This window comes from Streptomyces chattanoogensis, from assembly GCF_001294335.1.
Classification (GTDB): Bacteria; Actinomycetota; Actinomycetes; order Streptomycetales; family Streptomycetaceae; genus Streptomyces; species Streptomyces chattanoogensis.
Genome location: NZ_LGKG01000140.1, coordinates 12,300 through 24,961, shown reverse-complemented (window position 1 = coordinate 24,961; position 12,662 = coordinate 12,300). Strand labels below are relative to the sequence as shown.

Annotated in this window: 9 protein-coding genes; 3 read left to right on the top strand and 6 right to left on the bottom strand. The window is 69.8% G+C overall.

Going from position 1 to position 12,662, the window contains the following annotated elements:
* Positions 1–305: 305 nt before the first annotated feature.
* Entirely contained in the window at positions 306–1,406 is a 1,101-nt protein-coding gene (locus ADL29_RS19440; RefSeq protein WP_107095026.1) for a WXG100-like domain-containing protein, read from the bottom strand.
* Positions 1,407–1,605: 199 nt separating this feature from the next.
* A complete protein-coding gene (locus ADL29_RS19435; RefSeq protein ID WP_046925714.1) occupies positions 1,606–1,935 on the bottom strand; it encodes a WXG100 family type VII secretion target in 330 nt (109 codons plus the stop codon).
* A gap of 382 nt (positions 1,936–2,317) precedes the next feature.
* On the opposite strand from ADL29_RS19435, the gene ADL29_RS19430 reads away from it, so the two are divergent.
* On the top strand, positions 2,318–2,617 hold the full coding sequence (locus tag ADL29_RS19430) for a hypothetical protein (RefSeq protein WP_078971132.1): 300 nt from the start codon (positions 2,318–2,320) through the stop codon (positions 2,615–2,617).
* Positions 2,618–2,901: 284 nt separating this feature from the next.
* Here ADL29_RS19430 and ADL29_RS19425 read toward each other — a convergent pair whose 3' ends face one another.
* The 3 genes from ADL29_RS19425 to ADL29_RS19415 form a co-directional block, all read right to left on the bottom strand.
* Positions 2,902–4,227 carry an SUKH-4 family immunity protein gene (locus tag ADL29_RS19425; protein ID WP_053924922.1) on the bottom strand — a complete coding sequence of 442 codons (1,326 nt, stop codon included), beginning with the start codon at positions 4,225–4,227 and terminating at the stop codon, positions 2,902–2,904.
* A complete protein-coding gene (locus tag ADL29_RS19420; protein WP_245689528.1) occupies positions 4,224–6,329 on the bottom strand; it encodes an ATP-binding protein in 2,106 nt (701 codons plus the stop codon). Before ADL29_RS19420 ends, ADL29_RS19425 begins: the two co-directional genes overlap by 4 nt.
* A gap of 427 nt (positions 6,330–6,756) precedes the next feature.
* Positions 6,757–7,158 (bottom strand): hypothetical protein, encoded by a 402-nt coding sequence (locus ADL29_RS19415; RefSeq protein ID WP_046925711.1) that lies wholly within the window; start codon positions 7,156–7,158, stop codon positions 6,757–6,759.
* Between the two features lie 237 nt (positions 7,159–7,395).
* Here ADL29_RS19415 and ADL29_RS19410 point away from each other — a divergent pair, with 237 nt between their 5' ends.
* Together ADL29_RS19410 and ADL29_RS19405 are read left to right on the top strand one after the other, a co-directional pair.
* The gene (locus ADL29_RS19410) at positions 7,396–7,704 is read left to right on the top strand and encodes a hypothetical protein (RefSeq protein ID WP_046930736.1); all 309 of its coding nucleotides are present in this window, start codon (positions 7,396–7,398) and stop codon (positions 7,702–7,704) included.
* Positions 7,701–8,453 (top strand): WXG100 family type VII secretion target, encoded by a 753-nt coding sequence (locus tag ADL29_RS19405; RefSeq protein WP_078971131.1) that lies wholly within the window; start codon positions 7,701–7,703, stop codon positions 8,451–8,453. The genes ADL29_RS19410 and ADL29_RS19405 overlap by 4 nt, the downstream gene beginning before the upstream one ends.
* A gap of 82 nt (positions 8,454–8,535) precedes the next feature.
* Here ADL29_RS19405 and eccCa read toward each other — a convergent pair whose 3' ends face one another.
* The gene (gene eccCa / locus ADL29_RS19400; protein ID WP_053924920.1) at positions 8,536–12,492 is read right to left on the bottom strand and encodes a type VII secretion protein EccCa; all 3,957 of its coding nucleotides are present in this window, start codon (positions 12,490–12,492) and stop codon (positions 8,536–8,538) included.
* Positions 12,493–12,662 lie beyond the last annotated feature (170 nt).

Sequence of the window (12,662 nt, the reverse complement as noted above, 5' to 3'; positions counted from 1 at the left end):
TACCGTCGAGCCAATTTTCCAACCGTCTGGCAGGGAGCCCGGCGGTCCCTGACCCCGTGGCTTTGTGACGTACCCGTACCGCCTCGCATGGCAGCCCAGCAGGCTCGGTTCGTGTCCGTAAGGTCGGTTGCGAGCACGCAGCGGGCAGGCCGAAGACGCGTGGGATCAGCGAAAGCTGGAGCTCGGAACACTTGAAATGGATACGGACATGGGGCCGCAGTCTGCATGAGACTGCGGCCCCCAATGCGTTCCAGGGGTCAAGCGCGGTGGAGTATGGGCGGGCCTGGAGAGCGGTGATACCGCCCTCAGCCGAAGACCGAGCGGACGTGGTCCGAGACGGTGTTGCGGGCCTCGTCGGTGACGTCCTGGTTGCGGCTGGCGGCGCCGCCGGTGTGGTGGTCGACGCGGCTTTGGACGTGGTCGAGGCCGCGGTTGGTGTGGTGGTCGATGAGTTGGTCCCGCTTGTTTTCCGCGTCGCTCTGGACGCGGTCGGCCCAGTGCTGGGGGTCGGCGAGGCTGGTGACGCCGTCCTTGTACTCGTTGACGCGGTCCACGGCGTCCTTCTTGACGTCGTCGACGTATTCGCCGGCCTTTTCCTTGGCGATGTCGGCTGTTTCGCCCCAGTCGATTCCGTCGCGGGCGCCGAAGTGGTTCTCGATACCCTGCCCGACGAGGTTGCCGGCCATCTCCTCGCCGGCTTCCATGGCCTTTTCCTTGGCCCCGTTGACCACGGTTTCCGTGACGAATTCCTTGGCGGAATCCTTGGCGGCGGTAACGACCTTGTCCTTGACTTCTTCCTTGACGGTCGTCTTGACGTAGTCCATGGCCAGCTTGCGGGCCTCCTTGGACACCGCCTTCTTGGCCATCTTCTTGATGGCGTCCATGGTGGCGTGTTCCATCGCCTTGGTCGCCGCCTGCATCACCTCGCGCTTGAGCTTGTCGAGGATCTGGCGGACGATCACCCGGGCGGCCTGAGTGGCGCCTGCCGCGCCGAGTTCGGAGAGGCCGAGGGTGAAGGGCGCGGCCGCCTGCGCCGCGATGAGTTCGATGGCCAGCGCGACGAGCTGGGCGATGACCGCGACCTTGCCGGCGATAACGGCGATGGCGGCCGCGTCGAAGGCGGCGGCGATGACCTCGGCAGCCATGGCGGCGTCGCGGAGATAGTGGTCACCGCTGTCGCCGCTGCCGGCAAAGGCGCCCCACTCCTTGGAGAAACCCTCGATCGCCTCACCCGAGTTGGCGCTGACGACCTCATTGGCCGCCGACGAGCCGTCCGAGAGTGTCTGATTGGCCTGCTCGGCGAAGGTCCGCCAGACAGAGGCGCATTCGAAGAGCTTGTCCTCATCGGCGTTGGGCCAGCTGTAACCGAGCAGGTCCAGGACCTCGACGAGCGGGTCCGGCAGCATCAGTGACACAGTGATTGTCCCCCGTGCGGTGGTAGCCGAATGTCAGGTGGAAGGGCGATGGAGAGGAGGGGTGAAGGGAGGGGTGAAGCGGGGTGGTGCGAGGGGTGGTGGCTCGGGTGAGCTCGGGGCGTGCTGTGCTTGCGGGAGCTTGGAGCTTGGGGCCGGGAGTTTGGACAGACGCAGTGAGTTGAGCCCCGCGTCAGATTTGTGGGCGGCCCACGGCGCTGATCGTGTGGATGCCCTGCTCGTCGGACTCGGCGTACTTCTGTGCCATGCCCTGGAGCTTGTCGCCGATGCCCTCAAGGCGCTCGCCGAGAGAATCCATCGAGTCGAACATGCCCTCCGAGATGGGCTTGTAGATCGTTAGGAAGACTTCGCCGAAATCGCATCCCTCAAAGGCGGCGTCCACATCCTCGAGGCCGTCGCGCAGTTTTTTCGCGGCCGTGGAGAAATCGTTGCCGATATGGACGAAGGTGTTGCCCTGCGCCTTCAGTACGTCCGGATCGACATCAAATGCCTTGCCTGCCACCTTTTGCCCCCGGTTTTTCCCGTGCCCTGTACTGCCCTTGACACTTCCTTAATGACCCCACATTAGGCGATCCGGGTGATGGCATGTCAAGGCGGGGAAGTGTGCCGGGTGTTCACGTGGCGTTGCCGTAAAGGAGTTATGGCAATTTGGTGGTCATGGAGGAAGAGAAAGGGGGTGCTGGGGAACTCGAGTTCGGTTTGGGAATTGTGGCGGTTGGGCGGACGGGATGGATTGGGTGGGCGGGATGCATTGGGTGGGTGAGGGGGCGGGGTGCTGAGGGGGTGGGGGGAGAAGGTGGTCGCGAGGGAGTGGTGTCCTCGAGGTGCGCAGTGCGGCTGGATCCGGGCGCGCGGGCGATCAACGGTCCCGTAGCATCCCGCTCATGGACGCAACCGGCAATGAGCAGCCCCTTTCCGAGGACCGCGCAGGGCTGACACCCCGTCAGGCACGGCGAATACGCATCATCGTGGCCTCGGTTCTGATGGGCGCGATGGCGCTGGTGCTCGTGATCCGCCTGGCGTCCCGCCACTCGGTGCTGGTGGTCGGGGTCTACGGAGCCGCGCTGGTGCTCTGCGGCGTGGTCATCGAGCTCAGCCGGAACGGGCGTACCCGGCTGGGCACGTGGCTGCTGGGTATCGGACTCGCGGCCGCTCTCGCCGCGGACTGGTTGCTGTTGCCCTGACGGGAGGCGGCGGGGCGATTGCTTGTTGTGACCGTCGGCTCGTTGTGGCCGTTGTGCCGCCGGGCGATATGGCGGCGGCCCGGGGGCGTGCGGAAGCCGTGTACGGACGGACGTACGGCTCAGCAAGCCGGACGGCCACAGTTGCGGCTTACAGCGTGCGCACAGCTATGGAAGCGCCCAACGGCCGGGCCCGCTGGGACCGGAAGGGCAGCCGCAACAGCGACATCACAGCGACATCCGCCCGTCCCGCCTGTCCCGCACGTCCCGCACGTCCCACTCATTCCTCAGAACAACCCGTGCCACATCTGCTCGATGATCAGCGACCACCAGTTGCCCTGGTCGTCCAGCGCCCACGAGTCGATCGCCGCGATCTGCTCCTGGAAACCGGCCACCGCCGTGCCCGCCGCATGCGGGTCCAGGCCCTGCATCTGCTGTCGCGTGGTCGCCAGGAGGGCGAGCGAGCGCAGATACGCGGCGAGGGTGCGGTTGACGAAGCGGCCGCCGCCGGAGGTGGGCTGGACCGCCCAGACGGTGCCGATCAGGCTCTGGTTCTGTTCCGGGGCGACGCACTGCACGGCCATGGTGTAGAGGCCGTCGGTGCCGATGCGGACGTAGCCGGAGAGGGTTTCGAGGGTTTCCGGGCGGGCCTCCGTGCCGGTCTGTCGCAGATACGTGGCCACGTCGGTGAACAGACCGCCGGCGGGCGGGGCGTCGGACCGGTCGGCGGTGAAGAAGTACGGGACCTCGGTGGGCAGGCCGGCCCAGGTCAGGGTGTTCTTCGCGGCGTCGGGGAGCTGGGTGGGGGCGGTGTCGTCGGCGTCGGGACGGAAGACGCCCTGGGGGCCGAAGACCTCCGCGAGGTGCTTGCCGAGCGCCACATCGCGCATCGCCGGTGCGGCCTCGACCCGCTCCGGCACCGGCAGCCGGTGCGGCCGCGGCGGCGCCTGCTGCCCGGAGATCTGGTGCATCATCTCGACGTGCCGCAGCAGCCCGGCGATGCCCTCGGCGCGCTCCTCGGGCCGCATGCCGTAGCCCTCGGTGCAGGAGAACTGGGCGTTGGGGAAGGCGCGGAAGATGAAGTCGCCGGGGTAGCCGCCGGGCAGCAGGGCGGGGCGCAGATCGGTGTGGACGGCGCGGACGTCCTCGCCGCGGACGCCCAGGCGCTGGAGCTCTGCGGACAGCTGGTACTCGACGGGCGGCAGGCCGGGGCCCGCGAGCCGTACGAGGCTGGTCTCCTCGCCGGTGGACGGGTCGTTGTAGGTGGCGACGGCGGTGTTGCCGGGGCCGGTCACCGGGGGCTGCGGCGCAGCGGGGGCCGCCGCGCCCGCGCCGTGCTTCTGCTGGTACATCCGCACGACCTCCTCGACCGGTACGGACGGCCACACCGTCAGCTCGCCGGACGCACGGTCGACGACGCCGCACGCGGTGCCGATCTCGGCGGGCGGGCGCCGCTGTCCGGTCTGCGGATCGACCTCCGGGGGCGGCGGTACGGCCCACACCACCCAGCCGAGGTCGAACTCCTGCATGGCCACTTCGCGCGGCGGGCCCTGGTGCCCCTCGGGGTTGAGCCAGCGGGCGGCGGTGGCGTGTGCCTGCGCCTGGGTGATCACGAGTGGTCTCCTTCGAGGCCGGTGGGGGAGTCCGGGTGGGTGGACGCGCCGGTGTCGTCGATGTCGTCGGTGCCGGTACCCCGGTCCGGCACGGTGGGCTCCGCCGCGGGGACGGGCGCGAGGATCTGACGGGCCGTCACCCCGCGTTCGGTGGCGATGACGAGGACGCCGTCGGGCGAGAGGTCGACGCCGGTGAACGGGGTGTCGGAGATCAGCGCCGTGACGGCCTGCCGGCTCTTCCGGGCCCACACCGTCAGATAGTCGGCGCCCCGGCTGAACCCGAACGGTGCCGCCTCCCGCGCTTCGTCCGAGGGCCGCAGCACCTGCTCCGGGTCGGCATCGACATAGCCGGGTCGCAGCAGGTCGTGCACAAGAAGGGCCGGACCGCCGCGCTCGCCCGGCGACGGACGGGAGCCGGGGGTGCCCTCGGGGACGAGGAGCGCCGCCACCGGGCGCGTACCGGCTTCCTCGCCCTCCTGGAGCAGGGAGCCCGTGGTGACCGCGCTCACCCCGGCGAGGGGCACGCTCCACAGGGTGCGCCACGGCAGATCGAATCCGAGGGTGTGCAGCACCTCCGCGTACGGGCCCAGCCCGTCCTCGACGAACGCGGTCTCCAGCAGCGCCGCCCGCATCTGCACCGGCGCCTGGGTCCGGGTGAACAGCGGAGCGGTCCGCAGATACGTCCGGGCCGGCGCCTCCAGCTCCTCGAGCGGTACGGCCTCCACGGCGGCCCGCAGCGTCACCGGATCCGCATGCGCCATCAGGCCCGGGTCGGTGAGCAGCCGGGGGAGCAGACCGGCCTCGAGGGTGTGCGCCGCGAGGTGGTCACGTATGTAGGGATCGGCCTTGGCCCAGTTCTGCTCGGGCACGGCCTCCAGCAGCGCCATGGCGATCTCGGTCTGGGCCGCGCGGACGTCGGGCAGGCCGGCGCGGATCTCCTCGGCGATTCCGGGGTGCATCAGGCGCAGCAGCGTACGGCTGCCGCCGGTGCCGGTGCCGGTGCCCGTGCCGTCGTCGGAGCCGTCGTCGGCGTCCTCGTCCGCGGCGACCTCCACCGGCTCGATGAACGGGGCGGCCAGCAGCATCCCGTCCGCGATGTCCTGGCTCATGTCGCGCCCGGCGACGGCCGTGGACAGCGTCCCCAGCAGCTCGACGGGCAGCCCCCTGCCCTCCGCGAACGCCAGCGGCGCCAGTATCAGCCGCAGCGTCCCGGGATCGGCGCCCAGACGACGGGCGTGCAGGTCCAGCGCCTCGCCGACATCGGCCGGCAGTCCCTCCTCGTCGGCCGGGTCGAAGCCCTCCGGCACCATCAGCAGCGACTGCAGCGCCAGCTGCACGGTCAGCCGGCTGGGGCCCGCGCGCCGGGCCATCGCCCGGGCGAGCGCCCGGCGGGCGTCCGGATCGGTGGAGTACGGGAGCTCGGGCGCCCCCAGGGCGGGGTCGAGCGCGTTCGCGGCGTGCCACACCAGGCCTTCGGGGTCGGCCCACTCCGGATCGTCGAGGTCGATGATCTGCACCTGTCCGCGCGGCAGCGTGCCGGCCAGCTCGGCGGCCAGTTCACGCGGCACGGAGGTGAGCAGCTGAACCGTTTCGACGGCGGCGAGCGGTGTGAGGACGTCCCGCACGAGGCGGGCCGGTTCGCCGGCGGCGCGTACCGGGCCGGCCAGGCCGACATCCGGCACCACGATCGTCACCGGTTCCTCGAGCGCGGCGAGTTCGGGGAAGATGTCCCGGGCGCGGGTGGCCCGGAGCCCGAAGTGCTCGGCGATCGACCACTGGACCTGGGCGGCGGTGAGCAGCGTGGGGTCCGGTACGGCGGGCGCGGGGAGATCCGGGGGGACGGTCGCCGGATCCATGTCGTCCAGGGGCAGCCGCTTGCGGAAGTCGGGCTCACACAGCATCAGAAAGCCGCGGACCAGCCGTGAGCGCCCGCTGCCCGGGCTGCCGGTGAGCACGATGACACGGGGCGCGCCGGGCCACCGCATCCGCCAGGCCGCGAGGGCGCGGAGCGCGGCGGTACGGCCGCCGATGAACGGATGCGGCTCGTATGCGGGCCTGGCGGCGCCGCCTTCGGCCGCGTTTCCTCCGGCTGAGGCGTTCATGACTTCCTCGTCCCCCATCAATCCCGCTCTCCACTCCCGTGGATTCCTGCGTGTCTATCTGCTCGCAGCTGCTGGTGGCTGCTCGATCTTATGATCCGGCGCGCTTGCGCGGAGCCGCCGGGGCCCGGCTGTTCCGTAACCGGAACATGCAGGCCGGGGCTGGTGGGGGGTGTGTGGCGGCGCCCGGCCCGGTGGCCCGGCGCCGCCGAATACGGCGGGGATGTGATCGCCTTGTGCGAAATGTGCGTGGAATATGCACACAGTGTTCTGCGGAACCGCCGCAGAACCCCTGCAGAACGCACATCTGCAGGCGGCCGGCGGAAAAGGGAGCGATCCCGGGCTTACCGGGACCGGCCGTCCGATTTCTTCCGTACCGGAAAGGTGAACCGTATTGCGCCCGCGGAAAGGGCTTCGGTTATCACCGTGATCAGCCCCGGTGGCTGCGCCCGCCCTTCCGCGGTGCGGTCACGATGTTGCCGGAGGGGCCGTCGCGCTCGGCACGCTCGCGGTCCTCCTCCTCCTCGCGCTCCTTCTGCCACTTGGCGTACTGCTCGCGGGACGCCTCGCGCTCCGCCATCGTCTGGTTCTCGGCCGCCCGCTTGATCTCCGACATCCGGTCGCCGAGCGCCTCCATGTAGCTCGGCGTCTCGATGGCGTCCTTCATGCCGATCCGGCCGGAGAGCACCTCCCGGGCCATCTCCTTGAGCTTGCCGTCCACGTTGGGGTTGTCCGCCAGCGTCTTCAGGGCCTTGCGCAGCCGGTGCGCCTGCTCCTGGTCGGCGGCGACGTCCATCAGGTCCTCGTCCTGGATCTGCCGCTCGTTGTTCACGTCTCCCCCTTGAATGTGGTGGCACAGCCACCGCGAGTGCGGTACCGGCGTACCGAGTCTAATGACGGTGGTGAACAGGGCGTCAAGGCGGGGTTGCCGGTATTGCCGCGTATTGCGCGCTATGTATTCGCGGTCCGCCGGACCGGTCCGCTCCGTAGCGCGCTCCGGGCCTTTTGCGGTGTGCTAGACCTGAGGCGGAGTTCAGCCGCCGGCTGTGAGGAAATTCGGGGAGAAATGATGGCTGATGAAGTCCGGCTCAGTACGGAGGAGTTGCACAGCCTCGCGGCGACCCTCGAGATACGCGCGGAAGAACTGAGCCGGCAGCTGGCCGCATTCAGACGACGGGCGGATGCCGAGGCGCTGCGGGACGGGTTCGGCAGCGACGAGGAGGCCCGGCCGTTCCGTGAGATGTACGAGCAGGCCGAGCACGCCCTCGTACAGCTGCAGCAGCGGCTCGCCGAGGTCGGCGGGGGCATCAGGGAGACCGTCGCGAATGCGCAGGCGGCCGAGGAAGAGCTGGTCGAGATGATGCGGAGCGTCAAGTGAGCGAGCGGCGCAATCCCGAGGCACTGCATGAAGCGGCGGCCGGCTGGCGGGATATGGGCAGACACCTCGACGGTCTCGTACGGGACCTGGACCGGCATGTCGGCACCGCCGCCGCGGCCAACTGGCACGGCCCGGCGGGCGAGGCCTTCGCGGCGGAGTGGCACCGGCTCAAGCGTTCCGTCGACGATTCACTGCCGGCCTTCGAACTGGCCGCCGCGGATCTGGAGACCGCCGCCGCGCAGTCCGACAACAAACAGGACGAGGACCACAGCGACCGGTCCGCGAACGGCTCCTCCGGCGGCTCACAGTCCTCCGGCACCAACTTCGCCTACGGCTTCATGGCGCTCGGCCAGCTCGCCGGCGGCCTCGGCGGCGCGTTCAGCAAGCGCGGCGGAGGCGGCGGCAAGGGCCAGGGGCCCGTCGTCACGCACAAGTGGGAGACGTCCACGGCGGTGCACGGCGCGGACCCGTTCGGGCCGGCGGGCGACGGTGCGGCCAGGACACGCGGCGGCGAGGGCATCGCCAAGGGCGTGCGGACCAACCCGGCGGCGGCCGCCGCACCGGCCCCCGACGCCAAGGAGGCCAAGGAGGCCAAGCCGGCAGCGAAGCCCGGGAAGGCGGACAGCCCAGGCAAGGCGGACGGCTCCGGGAAGCCGGCGGCAAAGGCGCAGCCGGAGACGCCGGGCGACGCGAAGAACGCCGGGCAGGCGGGGGACGCGGAGAAGCCGGCGCGCGGCGCCTTCGGCTGACGCGGGCCACGGCAGAAACGGCGGTGGGGCGCCCCTCCAAGAGGGACGCCCCACCGCCGTTCTCCGTGCAACCGCCGACCGACTAGCTGTTCGGCGGCAGCCAGCCCGTCTGGACCAGCTGTGCACCGTGCTTGCGCGTGATGAACGTCGCGCGGCCCGGCGTCATCTGCGTGCCCTTGATGTTGCCCATCAGCGGACCCTCGGCCGGGTCGGCGGACAGGATCAGACCCTGCGCACCGAGCTCCTTGGTGCGCTGCATCACGGGCTCGAACGAGGACCGGCCGGCACCCGAGGAGCTGCGCGCGATGATCAGGCGCAGACCCAGGTCACGGGCGAACGGCAGATACTCCAGCAGCGGCTGCAGCGGGTTGCCGCTGCTGGTCGCCACCAGGTCGTAGTCGTCCACGATCACGAACGCGTCCGGCAGGTCGTACCAGCTGCGGTTGCGCAGCTGCTCCGGCGTGACGTCCGGCCCCGGCATACGGCGGCCCAGCGAACCGGCCAGACCGGTGATGACCTCCTGCAGCTGCGGCCCGGCGGCGCAGTACTTGTACAGGTGGCTCTCCGGAATCTCCCCGAGGTGCGCACGCCGGAAGTCGGAGACCACCATGAGCGCCTTGTCGGAGGGATACCGCTCGGCGAGCTGCTTGGCGATCAGACGCAGCAGCGCCGACTTGCCGGACTCGCTCTCGCCGTAGATGACCAGCAGCGGGTCGGTCTCGAAGTCGATGAACGCCGGCGACAGCGTCGCCTCGTCGACACCGATCGCGATGCCGTGCTCCGGGTAGTCGCTGCCCTTGGGCAGCTCGGTGGCGTGCAGCATCGTCGGCAGCATCCGCACCTTGGGGGCGGGCTCGCCCTGCCAGTGCTCCTTGACCGTCGCGACGAAGTTGGCGATGCCGTCGCTGATCGTCTCCGGGTCGCTCATCCCGTCCAGTCGCGGCAGCGCCGACAGGAAGTCCAGCTTCTCCGGCGACAGACCGCGGCCCGGCTTGCCCATCGGCACGTTCTCCGCGCGCTTGCGGTCGAACTCCGACTCCATGGCGTCGCCCAGACGCAGCTCGACGCGGTTGAGGAGCTGGTCGCGCAGCGCGGGCCGCACCTCGGTGTAGCGCGCGGCGGAGATGAACAGGTGGACACCGAAACCGAGACCCCGGGCGGCGATGTCGAGGATCACCGGGTCCATCTGCTCGTAGTCGGTCTTGAACGTCCCCCAGCCGTCGATGATCAGGAAGACATCGCCCCACTTCTGGTCGGGGAAGGTCCCCGCGGCCCGCCGCTGGCGGTAGGTCGAGATGGAGTCGATGTTGTTGGCCCGGAAGAACTCCTCACGCTCGTTGAGGATGCCGACGACCTCGGAGATCGTACGGCGCACCTTCTCGGCGTCCAGACGCGAGGCGACACCGCCGACGTGCGGCAGGTCCTCGATGGTCAGCATGCCGCCGCCACCGAAGTCGAGGCAGTAGAACTGCACCTCGGCCGGGGTGTGGGTGAGCGCGAACGCGGCGATGGCGGACCGCATCAGCGTCGACTTGCCGGACTGCGGACCACCCACGACCAGACCGTGACCGGCACCGGCGGAGAAGTCCAGGTACATCACGTCACGCCGCTGCTCGAACGGCTTGTCCACCAGCGCGACCGGCACCACGAGCTTGCCCAGCGCGGTGTACTCCGGCGCGTGGACACCCCGCTCGGGAGTGACGGCCAGCGTCGGCAGCAGCTGGTTGACCGTGGGCGGCTCCTCCAGCGGGGGCAGCCACACCTGGTGGGCCGGCGGGCCCTGGCCTGCCATGCGCTGGACGATGACGTCCAGCACGGTGTCGGCCAGCGCGTCGTCCACCTCCGGCTCCGCCGCCTCGACGACGACAGGCTCCTCGACGATCTGCTCGATGACCGGGGCCGCGGTGAACGGCACCGGCATCCGCGTCGACCCGCCACCGGCGCCGCCACGTCCGCCGCCGCCCGGGCCGCGGTAGACACCACCGACATACGCGGCCTTGAACTGGACCATCGTCTCGGTGTCGTACTTCAGGATGCCGGAACCCGGGACGTTCGGCAGGTGGTAGGCGTCCGGCACACCGATCGCGGTCCGCGACTCGGCGGCGGAGAACGTCCGCAGACCCAGCCGGTAGGAGAGGAAGGTGTCCAGACCGCGCAGCTTGCCCTCTTCCAGACGCTGCGAGGCGAGCAGCATGTGCACACCCATCGAACGGCCGATACGGCCGATCTGGATGAACATCTCGATGAAGTCGGGCTTGGCGGCCAGCAGCTCGGAGAACTCGTCGATGATCATCACCAGCGACGGCAGCGGCTCGAGCGGGGCACCCGCGGCGCGCGCCTTCTCGTAGTCGGTGATGTTGGCGTAGTTGCCCGCCGCGCGCAGGAGCTCCTGACGGCGCTGGAGCTCACCGGTGATCGAGTCCCGCATGCGGTCGATCAGCGTGACGTCCTCACCGAGGTTGGTGATGACGGCCGCGACGTGCGGCATCTCCGACATACCGGTGAAGGTGGCGCCACCCTTGAAGTCCGCGAGGATGAAGTTCAACGTCTCGGAGGAGTGCGTGACCGCGAGGGCCAGCACCAGGGTGCGCAGCACCTCGGACTTACCGGAACCGGTCGCACCGACACACAGACCGTGCGGGCCCATGCCCTGCTGCGAGGCTTCCTTGATGTCCAGCATGACCGGCTGGCCGTCGCGGTCGATACCGAGCGGTACGCGCAGCCGTTCGGCCAGCGTCCGGGGGCGCCACGTACGCGACACGTCGACGGAACCGGCGTCGCCGATGTTGAGCAGGTCGGTGAAGTCCAGGTTGGACAGCAGCGGTTCCTCGCCGTCCGCACCCGAACCGGCCCGCAGCGGGGCCAGCTGGCGCGCCAGCGACTCCGCCTCGGGGATCGACAGGGTGTCGCACACGCCGTGGTAGACCGCGCCGCTCGCCGACTCCAGCACCAGCTTGCCCGGCCACACCTGGACGGCCAGACCACCGCGGATCTCGTCCAGGTCACCCGGCACGACCTCCAGGATGGTGACACCCTGCAGGCCCTCGGCCCCGGCGATCACCGAGTCCATCGGGACGTCGCCGCCGTCCAGCACGACCACCACATGCGGGGTGTCGGTCACCGGAGTGCCCTGCGGGTTGAAGCGCCCGCGGCCGTCCAGCTCGTCCGCCAGCAGCTCCTCGATCTCACCGAGGTCGCCGACGACCATCCGGCGGGTGCCCGCGCCGTCCGTGCTCTTGTGCTGCACCTGCGGCAGCCACTTCGTCCACTCCCACTCCGCCTCCGCACCGGGCGCGGTGACAACCGCCACGACCAGGTCCTCGGGCGAGTGCAGGGTGCACAGCTGGGCGACGATGGCGCGCGAGGCGCCGTAGACCGTGTCGGGGTCACCCGAGACGGTCAGGTGGTAGAAGGCACGCAGCGAGACCGCCAGCGGCAGGTCGTCCAACTGTCCGTGCTTGTCCAGGAATTCCTTCATCGCATGCGCGGTGAGCGGCTCCAGCTCGTCGACCGGAGCGGTCTCCGGAGCCTTCAGGGGAGTGGACAGCTGCTGCGGCCCCAGCCCCAGACGTACCTGCGCGAAGTCCGGATCCGTCGCCCGCCGTTCCCACACCCGCTTGCCCTCGGCCACCACCGACCACAGCTGGGCCGGGTCCGGGTGGATGTAGAGCTGGGCGTCCCGCTGCTTACGGGCGGTCCGGCGCACCTCCTTGCGCTTCTGCGCAAGGTACTTGAGGTAGTCCTGGCGCTCCTGCACCATCTGTCCGGAAGGACCCTGGCGGGCCTTGACGATCTGCATGATCGCCATTGCCAGGGTGGACGCCACCATGAAGCCGCCCATGATCTTCATGAACGGCTGGTTGCCCATGAAGAGGAAGCCCGCCGACCCCGCCATGCCCATCATGGGCATGAAGGTCATCAGCAGGTTCTCCGACTCCCCTTCGCGGGGAAGCTCTGGGGGCGCCTCCAGTGTCACCTCCTCCGAGGGGACTTCGGGCGGAAGCGCGCGGGGCGGGCGCTTGACGATGACAACGCTCACCGAGGCATCAGTCCTTCATGCATCTCGCAGTCTCGGACCGCCCCCGTTGGTCTGACGGTCCCCCGAGCCAAGTGCTTGGCCCGACGCAGGCGTTGATCCTACTGTTAAGCGTCAAGCCAAGGGGTGGGTGGGTAAGCCCCCTGAACGGACGGTACGCTGACGCACCGCGA